Genomic DNA, 18,580 nt, shown 5'->3' on the forward strand with positions numbered 1-18,580 from the left:
TTTTCCCGATTTTTCCCCGACCCCTGGGGGGAGTGGGCCCAAAAGAGATTCGGCTGCGAGGCCCCCCCGCTGGGCGGGGGGGGGGTCCACCCCCGGGCCCCCACCCCGCCCCGACGGCCCTCCGACCCGGGGGCGGGCCGGGAGGGAGCCGACCTCAGGAGGTCAGCGAGGTCTTGCGGGTGGAGATGATCTGGTCGATCAGGCCGTACTCGGCGGCCTCCTCGGCGGTCAGGATCTTGTCGCGCTCGATGTCGTCGCGCACCTGCTCCGCCGTCCGGTTGGAGTGCTTGGAGAGCATCTCCTCCAGCTGCTCGCGCATCCGGAAGATCTCCTTGGCCTGGATCTCCAGGTCGGACACCTGGCCGCGGCCGGTCTCGGTGTACGGCTGGTGGATCAGGATGCGGGCGTTCGGCAGCGCCATCCGCTTGCCGGGGGTGCCGGCGGCGAGCAGCACGGCCGCGGCGGAGGCCGCCTGGCCCATGCAGACCGTGGTGATGTCCGGCTTCACGTACTGCATGGTGTCGTAGATGGCCGTCAGGGCCGTGAACGAGCCGCCGGGCGAGTTGATGTACATCTGGATCTCGCGGTCCGGGTCCATCGACTCCAGGCACAGCAGCTGCGCCATGATGTCGTTCGCCGAGACGTCGTCGACCTGCGAGCCGAGGAAGATGATGCGCTCCTCGAACAGCTTGGCGTACGGGTCGTACTCGCGGATGCCCTGCGTGGTGCGCTCGACGAAGCGCGGGACGATGTAGCGGCCCTCGGCGCGCATGTCCTCGACGCGGGCCTGGGCGGCCGACAGGCTGGGGATGTTCATGGGGTCCTTGTCCTCCGGGGCGTTGGGGCTGTGGTCTCGCGGGCCGGGCCGAGGCTCAGGCAGCGCCCGTGCCGCCGCCGCCGGGGACGTCCGCGGCGCTGTGCATGATCGCGTCGATGAGGCCGTACTCCAGGGCCTCCTCCGGGGTGAACCAGCGGTCGCGGTCGGAGTCGGCGGTGATCTGCTCGAAGGACTGGCCGCTGTGGTGGGCGATCAGCTCGGACATCCGCTTCTTGGTGCGGAGCAGCTGCTCGGCCTGGATGCGGATGTCGGTGGCGGAACCGCCGAGGCCCGCGGAGGGCTGGTGCATCAGGATGGTCGAGTTCGGCAGCGAGAAGCGCTTGCCCGGGGCACCCGCGGTGAGCAGGAACTGGCCCATCGAGGCCGCCATGCCCATCGCGATGGTGACGACGTCGTTCTTGATGTACTGCATGGTGTCGTAGATCGCCATGCCGGCCGAGATCGAGCCGCCCGGGGAGTTGATGTAGAGGAAGATGTCCTTGTCCGGGTCCGCGGCCAGCAGCAGCAGCTGCGCGGTGATCTTGTTGGCGATGTCGTCGTCGACCGCCTGGCCGAGGAAGATGATCCGCTCGTTGAGCAGCCGGTTGTAGACCTGGTCGCCAAGGCCGCCGAGCACGTCACCAGCGGCGGCGTGCGGCGCCATCGGGCCAGGCATCTGCATCTGCGGGAACGTCACTTAGCCACCTGCTCAGTCGGTTTGGACGGTCGCTCCACGGCCGTCACGATGTCGCACAGCTTCCGGGTATCACGTCGTGATTGGTGCTGTCCAAGGACCCTAACGCGCAGGCCGGGCCGCAGAATCCCTCACGCAGAACTGTTCGCTGTGAGCGCAGGGTCGCGGTGGTCGCGGGCGGGGACGACAGCGGGCCCGGACACCGTACGGCGTCCGGGCCCGCTGCAGCCTGGAGGGGCTACCGGGGCGCTCAGGCCTCGGTCTTCTCCTCGGCGGAGGTCTCCTCGGCGGCGGCCTCGACGGTCTCGGCCGTCTCGTCCTCGTCGTCGAAGTCGATCTCGTTGCCCTCGGTGTCGACGACCTTGGCGGCCTCGACCACGGTGGCCAGCGCCTTGCCGCGGGCGACCTCGCCGACCAGCAGCGGAACCTGGCCGCCCTGGACGACCTGCTGGGCGAACTGGTCCGGGGTGAGGCCGGAGCCGGCGGCGCGGCGGATGAGGTGCTCGGTCAGCTCCTCCTGGTTAACACCCAGCTCCTCGTCGGCGACGATCTGGTCCAGGACGAACTGGGTCTTGATGCCCTTCTTCGCCTGCTCCTCGATCTCCGCGTCCCACTCCTCGGCGGTCTTGCCCTGGGTCTCCAGGTAGGCGTCGAGGGTGAGGCCCATCGGCTGGAGCTGGTGGTGCTCCACGTTGTGCTTGCGGGTCTCGACCTCGTCCTTGAGGAGCTTCTCGGGGTACTCGATCTCAACCAGGGCGAGCAGCGCGTCCAGGACCTTCTCCTGGGCCTGGGTGGCCTGGTCGTACTCCTTCATGCGCTCCAGGCGCTTGCGGGAGTCGGCGCGCAGGTCCTCCAGGGTGTCGAACTCGCTGGCCAGCTGGGCGAACTCGTCGTCCAGCTCGGGCAGCTCCTTCTCCTGGACGGCGGTGACGGTGACGGTGACCTCGGAGGTCTTGCCCGCCTGGGTGCCACCCTTGAGCTCGGTCTCGAAGGTCTTCTCCTCGCCGGCCGACAGGCCGACGACGGCCTCGTCGATGCCGTCGATGAGGCGGCCCGAGCCGATCTCGTAGCTGACGCCGTTGGCGGTGCCGTCGTCCGGCACCTCGCCGTCGACCTTGGCGACCAGGTCCACGACCACGATGTCGCCCTCGGCGGCGGCGCGCTCGACGTCCTTGACCGAGGAGAAGCGCTCGCGCAGCTGCTCCAGCGACTTCTCGATGTCCTCGTCGGAGACGACGATCGGGTCGACGGTCACCTCGATGGACGAGAACTCCGGCAGGGTGACCTCCGGACGGACGTCGACCTCGGCGGTGAACTTCAGGTCGCCGCCATCGGCGATCTTCTCGACACCCTCGATGTTGGTGATGTCGGGCTGTCCGAGGACCTCGATCTTGCCCTCGTCGACGGCCTGCGTGTAGAAGCGCGGCAGGGCGTCGTTGACGGCCTCTTCCAGCACGGCACCACGGCCGAAGCGCTGGTCGATGACCCGGTTCGGGATCTTGCCCTTGCGGAAGCCCGGGACCGAGACCTGCTGGTTGATCTTCTTGTACGCCGCGTCGAGGCTGGGCTTGAGCTCCTCGAAGGGCACCTCGACGGTGAGTCGAACCCGGGTCGGGTTCAGAGTCTCGACGGCGCTCTTCACGGTTAGGTCTCCTAGGGGCTTGCGGTCAGGTTGTCTCCGCCCGTCCCCATCACCCGGCCGGAGCCGGAAAGGGGGTCGGACGAGACGGGCGATGGGCGGTTGGAGCTGCATCTCCCGTGGGGTGGACGGTGAGCTTGACTCCTCGCCCTCGTGCGGTTGACCTGGGTGGACGCCACAGGGACTACCGCCAGCGCCCCATCCTACCGGTACCACGAAAGGCGGACGCCAGGCGCCACCGTACCGCCGCCGGAGAGCTCCCACACAGAACAGGGCCCCGCCCCCGTCGGGCGAGACCCTGCCGCACTGTCGGGGTGACCGGATTCGAACCGACGGCCTTCCGCTCCCAAAGCGGACGCGCTACCAAACTGCGCCACACCCCGTGGTGCCGAGAGGAAGCGTACACGCCGGGCCTGCACGGCTCGCCGAGTTGTTCCGCGCGGGCGCGACCGCGACATATACCGCGCGGGCGCGAGGGGGTGCGCGCAGGGCGCCGGGCGAGGGGGCGTGCGCTCGGGCGGCCGGACCAGGTACGCTGTCCCCCGGACTTCCGGCCGGTGACGGCTGGGAGCGTCGTGCGGGCGTAGCTCAATGGTAGAGCCCTAGTCTTCCAAACTAGTCACGCGAGTTCGATTCTCGTCGCCCGCTCTCCGATCCGGCCCCGGTGCGCCCAGCGCACCGGGGCCGTCGGCGTTCCCGGGGCCGTCGCGGCCCCTTCCGCCTCAGAGTCCGAGCCGTGCGGCCCGGGCGGCGGCCCGGTCCAGCAGCTGGTGGACGTCGCCCTCCCGGGTGGTCGGGCGGTCGTTGTACTCGTCCGGGGAGCGCGCGGGGCGGCCGGTGGCGTGCAGCACCTCCATCAGCTGGACCCGGGCGGTGCGCACGGTGTCCGGGGTGCCGTAGCCGTGCGCCAGGACGGCGGCCTGCGCGCCGAGCAGGCAGACCCGGCCGGCCGCGTCCCACATCGCGCCCTGGAGCCAGCCGTGCGCCCCGATGTAGCGGGAGGCGAGCCGGAGGTGGTCGGCCGCGCCGACCGGCACGGGGCGGGCGGGCCGGCCCAGCGCCCGGTCGAGCAGGGTGGCCCGGGGCTCGGGGTGGCCGGCCTGCCAGGGCCGCAGGACGCTGCCGTGGGGGCAGACGTACGGCACCGGGGTACGCGCGGGGGCGGGCAGCGAGGCGAGGTAGGCCTCGATCTCGGCGACCAGTCCCGGGCCGGCCGGGCCGAACGGCGGCGGCCCGGGGGCGAGGAGGACGGGCGGGGGCGGGGCGGTGGTGCGGGGCATGCGGGTCCTCCGGGCGGACGGCCTTCAGGTTCCGCTGCCCAAAGTGGGGCATCCGGGACGTTTCCGCGACCGGAGGACCGCGGGGTCCGCATGGTTTCCCGGCGGGCTGTCGGGCCGATAGCCTCGGCGGCGTTCGAGCGCAGTTCGAGCGCGAGCTCAGCCGCCGCGCTCCCGAGGTGGAGGAGTCCCGGTGCATCCGCAGGAGCGACTGGCCGTCATTCAGCGCTGTGTGGTCCGGGAGATGGCGCGACTGGGCCAGGTGTTCCGCCCGGACGGCGAGGTGGTCCGCGGCCCCGGCACCACCGCGGTGGCGGTGCGCGAGCACCCCGGGGACGACGGCGCCGGGCACGTGGACCTCGGCTTCGCGCTCCACCTGGGCCGGGCGGACGCCCCGGTGGTGTGGGACTGCGCGGCAGGCCTCGGCAAGACCGAGGAGGAGAAGCTCGCCAACGCGGTGAAGATGTGGGCGACCACCACCGCCCCGGTGCTGGTCGAGGTCGCGGGGGGCCGCGGGATCCGCGCCGACCGCCCGGCCCTGCCCGGACTCCCGGGCTGGCACGCGGTGCAGGGGCCGGCCGCGGTGTTCGGCTTCGGCAACGAGCACCTGGCGGGCTGGCTCGCCGAGCACCGGGTGCTGCCGGCGCTGGCGCCCGCGCTGCGCGCCGGGTTGACCGGGCCCGGGCCGGTGGGCGTCAAGCTCTTCCTGGGCGGGAAGGCGGGGGACGACGTCGCCGAGGTCCGGGTGGGCGGCGAGGTGTCGGAGGCGGCGTCGGCGGCGCTGCGCGCGCTGGACTGGCCGCGGGGCGAACGGCTGTGCTGGGCACGGCTGTTCGTGCTGCTGACGGCCGAACCGACGGCATCGGGGCAGCACACGCCGGCGGGTGCGGTGGCACCCGCGCCGATGCGTGCCCCGGCCCCGGCGGCGCGCCCCCGGGGACTGTTCGCTCGCTGGCGGGAGGCCAGACGGGCCGACCGGTGACCCCTGGGCGAGGGTGCGGACGGCCCGGCCGGGTCAGCCGCCGGTGATGCCGGAGATGCTGTGCGCGAGGTTGGCCAGCAGGGAGTTGATGGAGCCGGCGACCGTGGTCTCGTGGAGCATGAAGCCGAACAGGGCGGCGACGATCGCGTGCGGGATCTTCATCTGCTTGTTGCGGATGAAGATGATGCACAGGATCGCGAACAGGACCAGTGCGGAGACGGAGAGTGCCACCCGGACTCACTTCCTCGTTTTCATAGCGGGGTGCCGCCGCCCGGCGGCACCTGCGAAAGCCGGACCCCGGCCTGTCCGACGGTCCCGAGGCGGAATCGCGGACCGTCCGGCGCAGCGCCGGCGAGGGAGCCCACAGTCGACCGCTGTCTGTCGTGCCGCACGTGACGCCCCCAATCCCCCGAATCCTGAACAGTCCCGCCCGGACTCAGTGTGGTCGACCGTGCCGATTGCGTAAAGGTCTGAAAGTCAGCCCAACGCCGATATCCTGCGATGCGAGACGAGTTTCCGCCGACCGGGACGATAGCGGAGCCGTCCTGACGAATCGTCGGCGGGGCCGTGCTGAGCGGCCGGAAAACGGCCGGGGGCGGGGAACGGAAGCCGCTGGTCCGCTCCGTCGACGGGGCCTGCGAATTGGCCGAAGATCAGCTGCCGGGCTTGACAGCGGCGGCTGCCCTTGGCATGTGCCCCGACGGCACCGTCAGTCGCGCCAGAGCAGCAGCACGGCGCGGTCGTCGTTGATGTCCCGGGCGACCGTCTCGATCAGCGCGGCCGCGGTGCCCGTGCCCGTCCCGGGTCCGCCGCCGGGCACCAGCCGGTCCGCCTCCCCCATCAGCCGGTCCATGCCCTCCCCGAGGTCCCGGCCCGGGGCCTCGACCATGCCGTCGGTGCACAGCATCAGCACGTCGCCCCGGTTCAGCCGGCCGCGCACGCCCTCGAACTTGGCGCCGTCGTAGATCCCGAGCAGCGGACCCTCGGCCTGCTTGACCTCCCAGCGCCCCTCCCCGGCCAGCCGCTGCATGCCCGGCAGGTGCCCGGCCGAGAGCAGCTCGTACTCCCCGGTGTCCAGGTCCAGCACCAGGTGGACGGCGGTGGCGAAGCCCTCCTCCCAGGACTGGCGCAGCAGGTAGCCGTTGGCGGCGGGCAGGAAGTCGTGCGCGGGCAGCGAGCCGACCAGGCCGCCGAAGGCGCCGGAGAGCAGCAGCGCGCGGGAGCCGGCGTCCATGCCCTTGCCGGAGACGTCCGCGAGGACCACCTCCAGCAGCCGCTGGCCGGGGCCGGTGCGGGCGGCGACCACGAAGTCCCCGGAGAAGGACTGGCCGCCGGCCGGGCGCAGCGCCATGTCCGCGTGCCAGCCCTCCGGCAGCTCGGGCACCCGGCTCTGCACCCGCAGCCGCTCGCGCAGGTCGAACAGCATGGTGGAGCCGCCCCACCAGGGCACGCCGACCCGGGCCCGGAACTGGGCGAGCAGCAGGCCGCCCACCCCGGCGGCGCCGACCACCAGGGCCGCGCCCGGGGTCACGCCGTAGATGTACGCCTCGGGGTTGTCGCTGGCGACCCGCTGGCCGGTGTGGATCACGGACTCGGAGGAGAGGCCGAGCGCGGCCAGCGCGTAGAGCACCACCAGGCTGCCGGGGCGCAGCAGCAGGGCGCCGGCCAGGATCGGCAGGACCAGGGAGGTGGGCGGGGCCCAGTCGGGCATCCAGATGTTGAGCAGGATCAGCAGCGGGACGAGCAGGGCGAGCGCGCAGAGCACCGGCCAGTCGGCGGCGCCGCCGCGGAAGTAGTCCACACCGGCTGTGCGCAGCCTTCGGCGGACCCGGCGGACCCTCTTGCGCAACCGGGCCGTCACGGACTCGGACGCCGTGGCGGCGCCGGGCCTCGTCGCAGTCGTCTGGGGCGGTGTGCCCGGCGCTCTGCCAGCCATGGGGTCCGACCCTATCCACGGGCACGGCCCGGCGTCGACGGGCCGGGGGCGGGCGCGGGTGCCGGAACGCGGGGCGCCCGGCGGGTTTCGGCCGATCGGCGGGGTTGCGGGCGTGCCGTCAGGAGGCGTACGCCGGTTGGGCGTACGGAGCCGTGCGGGCGGCGTGCGCGCCCCGCGTACGGGGGTGTCCGAGCGCCGGGGCCTGTGGCCGATCCCACAGGCGGAGTGGGCCGCCGCGGGCCCGTCGGGCGAGGTCCGGGGGCGTCCAGGGCCGTCCGGAGGTGTCCGGACACGGCGGCGGCCGGTCGCACGGGAGCGTGCGGCCGGCCGTCGGGGAGGGTGGGTGGCGGGATCAGCCCTGCGGGTGGTGGGCCGGGATCGGCGGGAGCTCGCCGGTGGTCTCGTACTCGCTCAGCATCTCGATCCGGCGGGTGTGCCGGGGCTCGCCGCTGTACGGGGTCTTGAGGAAGACCTCGACGAACTCGGTGGCCTCCTCCTGGGTGTGCATGCGGCCGCCGATGGAGATCACGTTGGCGTTGTTGTGCTGACGGCCGAGCTCGGCGGTCTGCACGCTCCAGGCCAGCGCGGCCCGGACGCCCTTGACCTTGTTGGCGGCGATCGCCTCGCCGTTGCCCGAGCCGCCGATCACGATGCCCAGGGCGTCCTCGTCGGCGGCGGTGCGCTCGGCGGCACGCAGGCAGAACGGCGGGTAGTCGTCCTCGGCGTCGTAGATGTGCGGCCCGCAGTCGACCGGCTCGTGGCCGGCCCCCTTGAGCCACTCCACGAGGTGGTTCTTCAGTTCGTATCCGGCATGGTCTGAGCCCAGGTACACGCGCATGCCATGAGTGTGGCATGCGCGTGCGCCCGGGCCCGACAACGGGGGCGCCGACCGGGTGGGACGGCGGCGCGGGGCGGCCGGGCGACGCGGGCCGGCCGGGCGGATCAGCGCCGGCCGAGCAGCTTCCAGGCCAGCGGCAGGGCGCCGGCGGCGAAGGCGGCCTTGACGGCGTCGCCGACCAGGTACGGGTAGAGGCCGAGCTCGGCGGCGCGGGCGAGCGACACGTGCAGCGACAGGGCGAGGTACGGGACGCCGACCGCGTAGATGGCGAGACTGCCGAGGACCATGGTGACGGCGGTGTTGACCGGGGTGCGGTCGGCGCCGCGGCGGGCCAGCGCACCGGTCACGGCGGCGGCGAGGACGAAGCCGATCACGTAGCCGAAGGAGGCCGTCGCCCAGCCCGAGGTGCCCTCGGCGAACCAGGGCAGGCCCGCCATGCCGGCCAGCAGGTAGAGCACCATCGAGGCGACGCCGCGGCGGGCGCCGAGCGCGGTGCCGACCAGCAGGGCGGCGAAGGTCTGGCCGGTGACGGGCACCGGCGAGCCGGGGACGTTCACCGACAGCTGGGCGGCCAGGCCGGTCAGCGCGGCGCCGCCGGCCACCAGGGCCAGGTCGCGGGCCTGGGCGCCGAGGCGGGTGGAGGCGGCGGGCAGCAGGTCGGCGAGGACGGTGCGGCGCGGTATCGGGGTGGTGGCAGTGGCCATCGGGGCTCCTCCGTGAGAGTCCAGGTGAGTGAACACCTGTGAACCTACGCGGTGATCCACTGGGCGAACGGCACGGTTTCGGACAAACCCCCGCCCTCGGGCATTGTCGGAACCGGACCGGAACAACTCCTGGTCACAGCATGATCACAGTAGGTTTCGGCAGGGTCCGCATGGTGGGCCCGAATCGAACATTCTTGGCATGGACAGGGGTGCCGCCGGATATTGGACAGCTCATGTCGCATACCGCACAGTCTGGAACCACCCCTATGGCCCCCACTTCCGCCCCGACGGCGACCGGGACCCCCAACGGCACCCAGCCGGCCGCAGGCCCGGCGTCGGGTGGTCAGCAGCTCTCGCACGGCCTGAAGCAGCGCCACCTGTCCATGATCGCCCTCGGCGGCGTGATCGGCGCCGGCCTCTTCGTCGGCTCCGGCGCCGGCATCGCGGCCGCCGGCCCGGCGATCATCCTGGCGTTCGTGCTCTCCGGCCTCCTGGTCATGCTGATCATGAGAATGCTCGGCGAGATGTCCGCCGCCCGCCCCGCCTCCGGCTCGTTCTCGGTGCACGCCGAGAAGGAGATCGGCCCCTGGGCCGGGATCACGGCCGGCTGGATGTACTGGGTGATGCTCTGCTGCGGCGTCGCCGCCGAGGCCACCGCCGCCGGGAAGATCGTCAACGGCTGGATCCCCGGCGTCTCCGCCTGGGTCTGGGTCGGCCTGTTCATGGCCTTCTTCTGCGCCAGCAACCTCACCGCGGTGAAGAACTTCGGCGAGTTCGAGTTCTGGTTCGCCGCGATCAAGGTCGCCGCGATCATCGCCTTCCTGGTCCTCGGCGGGCTCGGCATCGCCGGAGTGATCGGCCCCGGCGCCCCCGGCACGGCGAACCTCACCGGCCAGGGCGGCTTCCTGCCCAACGGCGTCGACGGACTGATCATCGGCCTGCTCGCCTCGGTCTTCGCGTACGGCGGCCTGGAGACCGTCACCATCGCCGCCGCCGAGTCCGACGACCCCAAGAAGAACGTCGCCAACGCCGTGCGCACCGCGGTGTGGCGGATCGCGATCTTCTACATCGGCTCGATGGCCCTGGTGGTCACCCTGGTCTCCTGGAAGGACCCGAAGGTCGTCGCCGACGGCCCGTACGTCACCGTGCTGAGCCACCTCGGGGTGCCCGCCGCCGGAACGATCATGCAGGTGGTGGTGCTGGTCGCGCTGCTGTCCGCGATGAACGCCAACATCTACGGCGCCTCCCGGATGGCGTACTCGCTGGTCGGCCGCGGCCAGGGCCCCAAGGCGCTGGCCAAGGTCAGCGGCGGGGTGCCGCGCAGAGCCGTGCTGATCTCCTGCCTGTTCGGCTTCGGCGCCGTGCTGGCGGCCAAGTTCTGGCCGGACACCGTGTTCACCTGGCTGATGAACACCACCGGCGTGGCGATCCTGGTGGTCTGGCTGTTCATCTGCGTCGTCCAGCTGCGGATGCGCCGCCGGCTGGAGCGCGAGGCGCCCGAGCTGCTCACCGTGAAGATGTGGGGCTACCCGTACCTCACCTGGGTCGCGATGGCCGCCGTGGCCGCCATCCTCGCCCTGATGACCACCACCGAGGGCAACCGCGACCAGCTGTACGCGGCCGGCGTGCTGGTCGCGCTGCTCACCGTCGCCGGGCTGCTCAAGCAGCGCCGGGACGCCGCCCTGCGCTGACCTTCCCGTCCACGCACGGCGAGGGCCCGGTACCGATCGGTACCGGGCCCTGCCGCGTCTGCGGGGAACTACGTACGGCTCACTCGAAGGACGGGCCGGCCGTGCGGGTGCGCTTGATCTCGTAGAAGCCCGGGGTGGAGGCCACCAGCAGGGTGCCGTCCCACAGCCGGGCCGCGGCCTCGCCCTTCGGGGCGGGGGTGACCACCGGGCCGAAGAAGGCCACCCGCTCGCCGTCCGCGCCCTCGACCGCGATCACCGGGGTGCCGACGTCCTCGCCGACCAGGGTGATGCCCTCCTTGTGCGAGGCGCGCAGGGCGTCGTCGTAGGCGTCCGTGCCGCCCGCGTCGGCCAGCTCCGCCGGCAGGCCCGCGGCCACCAGGGCGGCCTCGATGGTCTCCCGGTTCTGCGGCAGGCCCTGGTTGTGGAAGCGCACGCCCAGCTCGGTGTAGAGCCGGCCGAGCACCTGCGGCCCGTGCTGCTCCGCGGCGGCGATGCAGACCCGCACCGCGCTCCAGGCGTTGTCCAGCAGCTCCCGGTAGCTCTCCGGGAGGTCCCGGTGCTCGTTGAGCACCGACAGGCTCATCACGTGCCAGCGCACGTCGACCGGACGCAGCCGCTCGACCTCGACCATCCAGCGGGACGTCATCCACGCCCACGGGCAGGCCGGGTCGAACCAGAAGTCGGCGGTCTTGCGCTCAGTGGCAGTCGTCACTGGTGGTGTCCTTCGTGAGGCGATCCTGGGCAGGGAGGAGTTCCACCCCCGGAACGCCAACACCCGCCCGGGGCCGCTGATTCCGGCGCGAACGCGGCGGCCTGTGCAATGGTACTGACGGCGAGCGGCGTGAAAGGATGACCCCGCGCGCGGGGCACACCCCGCGCGAGACCGCACCACCCACAGGCGCACCACCGTGCGAGCCGGACAAAGGAGTACCGCCGTGCCGGGCAAGAACCTCAGCCGCGACGAGGCGCAGCAGCGGGCCAGCATCCTGACCGTGGACGGCTACCGGGTCCGGCTGGACGTGACCTCGGCCCCTGACCGGGCGGCCGGCACCTTCCGCTCCACCACCACCGTCACCTTCCGCTGCTCCCAGCCCGGTGCCGGCACCTTCCTCGACCTGCTCGCCCCCGCCGTCCGCTCGGTCACCCTGAACGGCCGAGCCCTCGACCCGGCCACCGCCTACGACGGCGCCCGGGTGCACGTCGACGGCCTGGCCGCCGAGAACGTGCTGACCGTCGAGGCGGACTGCGCCTACAGCCGCACCGGCGAGGGCCTGCACCGCTTCGTCGACCCGGTGGACGGCGAGACCTACCTCTACACCCACTACGAGCCGGCCGACGCCCGCCGGGTGTTCGCGAACTTCGAGCAGCCCGACCTGAAGGCCCCGTTCACCTTCACCGTGACCGCCCCGGCCGGCTGGAACGTGTGGTCCAACGCCCCCCACGAGAAGGTCACCGAGCAGGACGGCACCGGGCAGGACGCCGCCGAGCAGGACGGCGGCCGCACCTGGGAGTTCGCGCCGACCAAGCCGATCTCCACCTACCTCACCGCCGTCGTCGCCGGCCCGTACCACGTCGCCCGCGACCACTACCGCCGCGAGCTGGCCGACGGCACCGCGCTGGAGATCCCGCTCTCCGCGATGTGCCGCCAGTCGCTGGCCCCGTACTTCGACGCGGACGAGATCCTCGGCGTCACCAAGCTCGGACTCGACTTCTTCCACGAGGAGTTCGACTACCCGTACCCGTTCGGCAAGTACGACCAGGCCTTCGTTCCCGAGTACAACATCGGCGCGATGGAGAACCCCGGCTGCGTCACCTTCCGCGAGGAGTTCGTCTTCCGCTCGAAGGTCACCGACGCCGCGTACGAGGGCCGGGCCAACGTCATCCTGCACGAGATGGCGCACATGTGGTTCGGCGACCTGGTCACCATGCGCTGGTGGGACGACCTGTGGCTGAAGGAGTCCTTCGCCGACTTCATGGGCTCCTACGGCCTGATCGGCGCCCGCACCCGCTACTCCTCCGCCTGGGTCACCTTCGCCAACCAGCGCAAGGCCTGGGCCTACCGGCAGGACCAGTTCCCCACCACCCACCCGATCACCGCGGACATCCGGGACCTGGAGGACGCCAAGCTCAACTTCGACGGCATCACCTACGCCAAGGGCGCCTCCGTCCTCAAGCAGCTGGTGGCGTACGTCGGGTCCGAGGCCTTCTTCGAGGGCGCCCGCCGCTACTTCAAGCGCCACGCCTTCGGCAACACCGAGCTGGGCGACCTGCTGGAGGTGCTGGAGGAGACCAGCGGCCGCGACCTCAAGGCCTGGGCCGCCGCCTGGCTCCAGACCTCCGGGGTCAACTCGCTCACCCCGCAGGTCACCACCGACGCCGAGGGCCGGATCACCGAGCTGGCGGTGCTCCAGGACGGCGAGGTGCTGCGCCCCCACCGGATCGCGGTCGGCCTGTACGACCGGGACGCCGACGGCGCCCTGGTCCGCACCGGGCGGATCGAACTGGACGTCACCGGCGCCCGGACCGTCGTCGCCGAGGCCGCCGGCCTGCCCCGCCCGGCGCTGGTGCTGCTCAACGACGACGACCTGACCTACTGCAAGATCCGCTTCGACGAGGAGTCGCTGGAGAACCTGCGCGCCGGCCTCGGCGACATCCGCGACGAGCTGGCCCGGGCGCTGACCTGGTCCGCGGTCTGGAACCTCACCCGGGACGGCCTGATGCCCGCCCGCGACTACGTCGCCCTGGTGCTGCGGTTCGCCGGCCAGGAGGGCAACATCGGCGTGCTCCAGTCGCTGCACGCCCAGGCCAAGACCGCCGTCGACCTGTACGCGGACCCGGCCTGGCGCGGCGAGGGCGGCCGGCTGCTCGCCGACGGCGCCCTGCGCGAGCTGCGCGAAGCCGTCCCCGGCAGCGACCACCAGCTGGCCTGGGCCCGCTTCCTCGCCCAGACCGCGGGCGGCGCCGAGCACCTCGGCCTGGTCCGCGGCCTGCTGTCCGGCAGCGCCCGGATCGACGGACTGGAGGTCGACCAGGACCTGCGCTGGTCGCTGTGGCTGGCGCTGGCCGCCTCCGGCCAGGCCGCCGACGAGGAGCTGGCCGCCGAACTGGCCGCCGACAACACCGCGAGCGGCAAGCGGCACCACACCCAGTGCCTGGCCGCCCGGCCCACCGCGGAGGCCAAGGCCGCCGCCTGGTCGGCCGTGATCGACTCGGACGAGCTGCCGAGCGCCCTGGTCGAGGCCAACACCGCGGGCTTCTCGATCCCCTCCCAGCGCGACCTGAGCGCCCTCTACGCGGCGCCGTACTTCAAGCTGCTGGAGCGGATCTGGGCCGACCGGACCATCGAGATCGCGATGCGGATCGTCGGCGGCTTCTTCCCGATCGCCCAGACCGACGAGCAGACCCTGGCCGAGGCCGACGCCTGGCTGGCCGGGCACCCTCAGGCCGCGCCGGCGCTGCGCCGTCTGGTACTGGAGCGCCGCGACGACCTGGCCCGCGCGCTGCGGGCGCAGGCCTGCGACCGGGCCTGACGGACCGCCCCCGGGCCTGACCGGCCGTACGCCGCAACGGCCGTACGCCGAAAGGGCCTTCACCGCCACGGCCGGCTCGCCGGGACGGTACACGTCCGCGCGCGCAGCCGACGGCGTAGCGGGGGCCCGCCGCGGGTGCGTCCGCGGCGGGCCCTGGATGCGGGGCGGTCAGTCGCGGCGCAGACCGCGGTCCAGCGCGGCGATCGCGCTGCCCTGGGCGTCGTCGCCGTCCAGCGACCAGACCATCACCCCGGCCAGGTCGTTCCAGCGCGTGTACCGCGCCTTCTGGGTGAGCACCTCGGCGGTGTCGTAGCTGTAGAAGGTGGTGCCGTCGTACTTCCAGGACGCGCCGTGGTCACGGTCCAGGTAGACCTTGCCCGGCAGCGCGTTGATCTCCTGGTACGAGTGGTCGGGCGCGGCCGCGGTGGCGCTCTGGAAGAGGCCGCCGCGCTTGCCGGGGGCGACGCCGGTCCAGCCGTGGCCGTACAGCGGGGCGCCGAGGACGAGCTGCTCGGAGGGCATCCCGCGCTCCTGGTAGTGCGTCACGGCGGTGTCGGCGCTGCGCCGGCGCGGGTCCGGGTCGGTCGGGTCGGAGTACAGGTTGGCCTGGTGGTTGGCCGGGCCCTTGCCCTCCCACGGACCGTGCAGGTCGTAGGTCATCACGTTCAGCCAGTCCATCGACTCGCTGAGCCGGGGCAGTTCGAGCCGGTCGGCGACGGTCTCGTTGGCGGCCACGGCGGCGGTCAGCAGGTAGTGCTTGCCCTTCCTGCCGCTCAGGGCGTCCAGCTGGTCGCGGAACTCCTGCATCAGCAGGGTGAAGTTGCGGCCGTCCTCGGGCCGGACCACGTTGCCCGCGTCCCCGCCGCCGCCCGGGTACTCCCAGTCGACGTCGATGCCGTCGAAGACGCCCGCGGCCGCGCCCTTGCCGCCCTCCGGGGAGCCGGCCAGGACCGGCACGTCGCCCTTGAGGTAGAGGTCGATGCAGGAGGAGACGAACTTCTTGCGGGCCTCGGGGGTGGCGGCCGCGTCGGAGAAGTACTTGGACCAGCTCCAGCCGCCCAGCGAGACGACCGTGCGCAGCTGGGGGTTCTTCGCCTTGAGCTTGCGCAGCTGGTTGAAGTGGCCCTTCAGCTTCTGGCCCGGGGCGTCGGCCACGCCGTCCACCGACTCGGCCGCGGAGAAGGAGCGCTGGTAGTCGTTGTGGGCGTCACCCTGGCCGGCCTCGTTGCTCTCGAAGCAGGTGCCCTCGGCGGAGACGTTGCCGAAGGCGTAGTTGATGACGGTGAGCCTGGCCGCCTGGCCGGACTCCTGGACCCGCTTGGCGGAGCTGTCGGCGCCCCACTGGGTGAAGTAGCCGACCCGCTGGCCCTTCAGCTTCGGGCCGTGCCGTCCGTCGGCGGCGTTGGCGGTGGCGGGGGCGGCGAGCAGCGCGGCGACGGTGGCGGCGGCGAGCAGGGCTGAGGCGCGAGTGGGCATACCGGACCTGTTCTCTGAAGCGACGTCAAATGGTCTGGACCAGATGAGAGAGAGGTTTAGTCCATCTGCCGTTCACCGCACAAGGGGGCGGGCCCGGTCGGTGCAGCATGCAAAAGAGGGGCCGGACCGCGATGTGCGGTCCGGCCCCTCCTCGGGCCCGTGCGGGACTCGGCCGCCGTGCCCGGTCAGCCGATGAGCCCGATCAGCCGATGAGCGAGCGCAGCACGTACTGCAGGATGCCGCCGTTGCGGTAGTAGTCCGCCTCACCGGGGGTGTCGATGCGCACGACCGCGTCGAACTCGACGTCACCGGCCTTGACCTTGACGGTCTTCGGGGTGCGGCCCTCGTTGAGCTCGGTCACGCCGGTGAAGGAGAAGGTCTCCTCGCCGGTCAGGCCGAGGGACTCGGCGTTCTCGCCCTCCGGGAACTGCAGCGGCAGGACGCCCATGCCGATCAGGTTCGAGCGGTGGATGCGCTCGTACGACTCGGCGATGACGGCCTTGACGCCCAGCAGCGCGGTGCCCTTGGCGGCCCAGTCGCGGGACGAACCGGAGCCGTACTCCTTGCCGGCCAGGACGACCAGCGGGATGCCGGCGGCCTGGTAGTTCTGCGAGGCGTCGTAGATGAACGACACCGGCGCGTCGGCCTGGGTGAAGTCGCGGGTGTAGCCGCCCTCGGTGCCCGGCGCGATCTGGTTGCGCAGGCGGATGTTGGCGAAGGTGCCGCGGATCATCACCTCGTGGTTGCCACGACGGGAACCGTAGGAGTTGAAGTCGCGCTTCTCGACACCGTTGGCGGTCAGGTACTGCGCCGCCGGGGTGCCCGGCTTGATGTTGCCGGCCGGGGAGATGTGGTCGGTGGTGACCGAGTCGCCCAGCTTGGCCAGGACGCGGGCGCCGGCGATGTCGGTCACCGGGCTCGGGGTCTTGGCCATGCCCTCGAAGTACGGGGGCTTGCGGACGTAGGTGGACTCGGCGTCCCACTCGAAGGTGTTGCCGGTCGGGACCGGGAGCGACTGCCAGCGGTGGTCACCGGCGAAGACGTCCTGGTAGCCCTTGTCGAACATGGCCTCGTCGATGGAGCCGGCGACGGTGTCGGCGACCTCCTGCTCGGACGGCCAGATGTCGGCGAGGAACACGTCGTTGCCGTCGGCGTCCTGGCCCAGGGCGTCCTTGGTGATGTCGATGTTCATGTTGCCGGCGAGGGCGTAGGCGACCACCAGCGGCGGGGAGGCCAGGTAGTTCATCTTGACGTCCGGGTTGATCCGGCCCTCGAAGTTGCGGTTGCCGGAGAGCACCGAGACGACCGCGAGGTCGGCCTCGTTGACGGCGGCCGAGACCTCCTCGGGCAGCGGGCCCGAGTTGCCGATGCAGGTGACGCAGCCGTAGCCGACCAGGTTGAAGCCCAGCTTCTCCATGTACGGGAGCAGGCCGGCCTTCTCGTAGTAGTCCATGACGACCTTGGAGCCGGGCGCCAGGGTGGTCTTGACCCAGGGCTTGACGCGCAGGCCCTTCTCCACGGCCTTCTTCGCCAGCAGGGCGGCGCCCAGCATGACGGAGGGGTTGGAGGTGTTGGTGCAGGAGGTGATCGAGGCGATCACGACCGCGCCGTTGTCGATCTCGTAGGACGAGCCGTCGGGGGCGGTGACGGCGGTCGGCTTCGAGGCCTCGGCGGAGTAGGTCGGCAGCGCCTCGGCGAACCGCTCGGCGGCCTCGGCCAGGATCACGCGGTCCTGCGGGCGCTTCGGGCCGGAGATCGACGGGACGACGGTGGAGACGTCCAGCTCCAGGTACTCGGAGTAGACCGGCTCGTGCGACGGGTTGTGCCAGAGACCCTGCTCCTTGGCGTACGCCTCGACCAGGGCGAGCTGCTGCTCGTCGCGGCCGGTGAGCTTCAGGTAGTTGATGGTCTCGGCGTCGATCGGGAAGATCGCGCAGGTCGAGCCGAACTCCGGCGACATGTTGCCGATGGTGGCGCGGTTGGCCAGCGGGATGGAGCCGATGCCGTCGCCGTAGAACTCGACGAACTTGCCGACCACACCGTGCTTGCGCAGCATCTCGGTGATGGTGAGCACCAGGTCGGTGGCGGTGGTGCCGGCCGGCAGCTCGCCGGTCAGCTTGAAGCCGACGACGCGCGGGATCAGCATGGAGACCGGCTGGCCGAGCATGGCGGCCTCGGCCTCGATGCCACCGACGCCCCAGCCCAGCACGCCCAGGCCGTTGACCATGGTGGTGTGCGAGTCGGTGCCGACGCAGGTGTCCGGGTAGGCCTGGCCGCCGCGGACCATGACGGTGCGGGCCAGGTGCTCGATGTTCACCTGGTGGACGATGCCGGTGCCCGGCGGGACGACCTTGAACTCGTCGAAGGCGGTCTGGCCCCAGCGCAGGAACTGGTAGCGCTCCTTGTTGCGGCCGTACTCGATCTCGACGTTCTGGGTGAACGCGTCCTTGGTGCCGAACTTGTCGGCGATGACCGAGTGGTCGATGACCAGCTCGGCCGGGGCCAGCGGGTTGATCTTGGCCGGGTCGCCGCCCAGCTCCTTGACGGCCTCACGCATGGTGGCGAGGTCGACCACGCACGGCACGCCGGTGAAGTCCTGCATGATCACGCGGGCCGGCGTGAACTGGATCTCCTGGCTCGGCTGGGCGTTCTCGTCCCAGGCCCCGAGGGCGCGGATGTGGTCGGCGGTGATGTTCGCGCCGTCCTCCGTGCGAAGCAGGTTCTCCAGCAGCACCTTGAGGCTGTACGGCAGCCGCTCGGAACCCTCGACGGCGGAGAGCTTGAAGATCTCGTACGACTCGTCGCCCACCTGCAGCGAGCTGCGGGCGTCGAAGCTGTTCGCGGACACGACTGACTCCTTCTGGGTGCTTCGTGCGATATCCGGCCGCCACGCGGTGGTAAGGTCACCCTTACTTAGGCTGACCTTGCCCGCATCGCCGGCGAGCGCCTCTCGGCAAGTATCTTGATGTCGAGATATATCGTAAAGGGCAGTTATC

At 71.7% G+C, this 18,580-nt stretch carries 14 protein-coding genes and 2 tRNA genes; 4 read left to right on the forward strand and 12 right to left on the reverse strand.

The features are described from left to right. Window positions 1–154: 154 nt before the first annotated feature. The 4 genes from ACZ6EM_RS35675 to ACZ6EM_RS35690 form a co-directional block, all read right to left on the reverse strand. Window positions 155–817, reverse strand: coding sequence for an ATP-dependent Clp protease proteolytic subunit (locus ACZ6EM_RS35675; RefSeq protein ID WP_380546627.1), 663 nt, complete (start codon window positions 815–817; stop codon window positions 155–157). Between the two features lie 55 nt (window positions 818–872). Further along, window positions 873–1,493 (reverse strand): ATP-dependent Clp protease proteolytic subunit, encoded by a 621-nt coding sequence (locus tag ACZ6EM_RS35680; protein ID WP_380353544.1) that lies wholly within the window; start codon window positions 1,491–1,493, stop codon window positions 873–875. A gap of 268 nt (window positions 1,494–1,761) precedes the next feature. After that, window positions 1,762–3,153 (reverse strand): trigger factor, encoded by a 1,392-nt coding sequence (tig, locus tag ACZ6EM_RS35685; protein ID WP_401054011.1) that lies wholly within the window; start codon window positions 3,151–3,153, stop codon window positions 1,762–1,764. Window positions 3,154–3,459: 306 nt separating this feature from the next. Continuing rightward, window positions 3,460–3,533, reverse strand: a tRNA-Pro gene (locus tag ACZ6EM_RS35690). 194 nt (window positions 3,534–3,727) lie between these two features. On the opposite strand from ACZ6EM_RS35690, the gene ACZ6EM_RS35695 reads away from it, so the two are divergent. Then, window positions 3,728–3,798, forward strand: a tRNA-Gly gene (locus ACZ6EM_RS35695). 74 nt (window positions 3,799–3,872) lie between these two features. On the opposite strand, the gene ACZ6EM_RS35700 is transcribed toward ACZ6EM_RS35695, so the two are convergent. Continuing rightward, on the reverse strand, window positions 3,873–4,430 hold the full coding sequence (locus ACZ6EM_RS35700; protein ID WP_359914831.1) for a DUF6197 family protein: 558 nt from the start codon (window positions 4,428–4,430) through the stop codon (window positions 3,873–3,875). A 190-nt stretch (window positions 4,431–4,620) separates the two neighbouring features. Here ACZ6EM_RS35700 and ACZ6EM_RS35705 point away from each other — a divergent pair, with 190 nt between their 5' ends. Continuing rightward, on the forward strand, window positions 4,621–5,409 hold the full coding sequence (locus tag ACZ6EM_RS35705; RefSeq protein WP_401055723.1) for a DUF6348 family protein: 789 nt from the start codon (window positions 4,621–4,623) through the stop codon (window positions 5,407–5,409). A 33-nt stretch (window positions 5,410–5,442) separates the two neighbouring features. Here the strand turns inward: ACZ6EM_RS35705 and ACZ6EM_RS35710 are convergent, their stop codons facing one another. The 4 genes from ACZ6EM_RS35710 to ACZ6EM_RS35725 form a co-directional block, all read right to left on the reverse strand. Next, entirely contained in the window at window positions 5,443–5,640 is a 198-nt protein-coding gene (locus ACZ6EM_RS35710; RefSeq protein ID WP_359914825.1) for a hypothetical protein, read from the reverse strand. A gap of 478 nt (window positions 5,641–6,118) precedes the next feature. Beyond that, window positions 6,119–7,345, reverse strand: coding sequence for a PP2C family protein-serine/threonine phosphatase (locus ACZ6EM_RS35715; RefSeq protein ID WP_359914822.1), 1,227 nt, complete (start codon window positions 7,343–7,345; stop codon window positions 6,119–6,121). A 352-nt stretch (window positions 7,346–7,697) separates the two neighbouring features. After that, the gene (locus tag ACZ6EM_RS35720; RefSeq protein ID WP_359914820.1) at window positions 7,698–8,183 is read right to left on the reverse strand and encodes a ribose-5-phosphate isomerase; all 486 of its coding nucleotides are present in this window, start codon (window positions 8,181–8,183) and stop codon (window positions 7,698–7,700) included. A 104-nt stretch (window positions 8,184–8,287) separates the two neighbouring features. Further along, on the reverse strand, window positions 8,288–8,887 hold the full coding sequence (locus ACZ6EM_RS35725) for a biotin transporter BioY (RefSeq protein ID WP_380546621.1): 600 nt from the start codon (window positions 8,885–8,887) through the stop codon (window positions 8,288–8,290). A gap of 266 nt (window positions 8,888–9,153) precedes the next feature. Here ACZ6EM_RS35725 and ACZ6EM_RS35730 point away from each other — a divergent pair, with 266 nt between their 5' ends. Further along, complete coding sequence (locus ACZ6EM_RS35730; protein ID WP_380546619.1) at window positions 9,154–10,578, forward strand: amino acid permease; 1,425 nt, start codon at window positions 9,154–9,156, stop codon at window positions 10,576–10,578. A gap of 79 nt (window positions 10,579–10,657) precedes the next feature. Here ACZ6EM_RS35730 and ACZ6EM_RS35735 read toward each other — a convergent pair whose 3' ends face one another. Beyond that, the gene (locus tag ACZ6EM_RS35735) at window positions 10,658–11,290 is read right to left on the reverse strand and encodes a mycothiol-dependent nitroreductase Rv2466c family protein (protein WP_380546617.1); all 633 of its coding nucleotides are present in this window, start codon (window positions 11,288–11,290) and stop codon (window positions 10,658–10,660) included. A gap of 223 nt (window positions 11,291–11,513) precedes the next feature. On the opposite strand from ACZ6EM_RS35735, the gene pepN reads away from it, so the two are divergent. After that, window positions 11,514–14,108, forward strand: a complete 2,595-nt coding sequence (pepN, locus tag ACZ6EM_RS35740; RefSeq protein WP_452179543.1) for an aminopeptidase N — start codon at window positions 11,514–11,516, stop codon at window positions 14,106–14,108. Window positions 14,109–14,276: 168 nt separating this feature from the next. On the opposite strand, the gene ACZ6EM_RS35745 is transcribed toward pepN, so the two are convergent. Together ACZ6EM_RS35745 and acnA are read right to left on the reverse strand one after the other, a co-directional pair. Further along, window positions 14,277–15,584 (reverse strand): glycoside hydrolase family 18 protein, encoded by a 1,308-nt coding sequence (locus ACZ6EM_RS35745; RefSeq protein WP_380546613.1) that lies wholly within the window; start codon window positions 15,582–15,584, stop codon window positions 14,277–14,279. Between the two features lie 202 nt (window positions 15,585–15,786). Continuing rightward, window positions 15,787–18,432: an aconitate hydratase AcnA gene (gene acnA / locus ACZ6EM_RS35750; RefSeq protein ID WP_380546611.1), complete on the reverse strand. Its 2,646-nt coding sequence runs from the start codon at window positions 18,430–18,432 to the stop codon at window positions 15,787–15,789. Between the last annotated feature and the right edge of the window lie 148 nt (window positions 18,433–18,580).

It is taken from the genome of Kitasatospora sp. NPDC041917 (assembly GCF_055589745.1).

Excerpts from the sequence above, each read along its gene's own strand:
- ACZ6EM_RS35675 (WP_380546627.1), bottom strand. The coding sequence starts at position 817 with ATGAACATCCCCAGCCTGTCGGCCGCCCAGGCCCGCGTCGAGGACATG.
- ACZ6EM_RS35680 (WP_380353544.1), bottom strand. The coding sequence starts at position 1,493 with ATGCCTGGCCCGATGGCGCCGCACGCCGCCGCTGGTGACGTGCTCGGC.
- ACZ6EM_RS35700 (WP_359914831.1), bottom strand. The coding sequence starts at position 4,430 with ATGCCCCGCACCACCGCCCCGCCCCCGCCCGTCCTCCTCGCCCCCGGG.
- ACZ6EM_RS35715 (WP_359914822.1), bottom strand. The coding sequence starts at position 7,345 with ATGGCTGGCAGAGCGCCGGGCACACCGCCCCAGACGACTGCGACGAGG.
- ACZ6EM_RS35720 (WP_359914820.1), bottom strand. The coding sequence starts at position 8,183 with ATGCGCGTGTACCTGGGCTCAGACCATGCCGGATACGAACTGAAGAAC.
- ACZ6EM_RS35725 (WP_380546621.1), bottom strand. The coding sequence starts at position 8,887 with ATGGCCACTGCCACCACCCCGATACCGCGCCGCACCGTCCTCGCCGAC.
- ACZ6EM_RS35730 (WP_380546619.1), top strand. The coding sequence starts at position 9,154 with ATGGCCCCCACTTCCGCCCCGACGGCGACCGGGACCCCCAACGGCACC.
- ACZ6EM_RS35745 (WP_380546613.1), bottom strand. The coding sequence starts at position 15,584 with ATGCCCACTCGCGCCTCAGCCCTGCTCGCCGCCGCCACCGTCGCCGCG.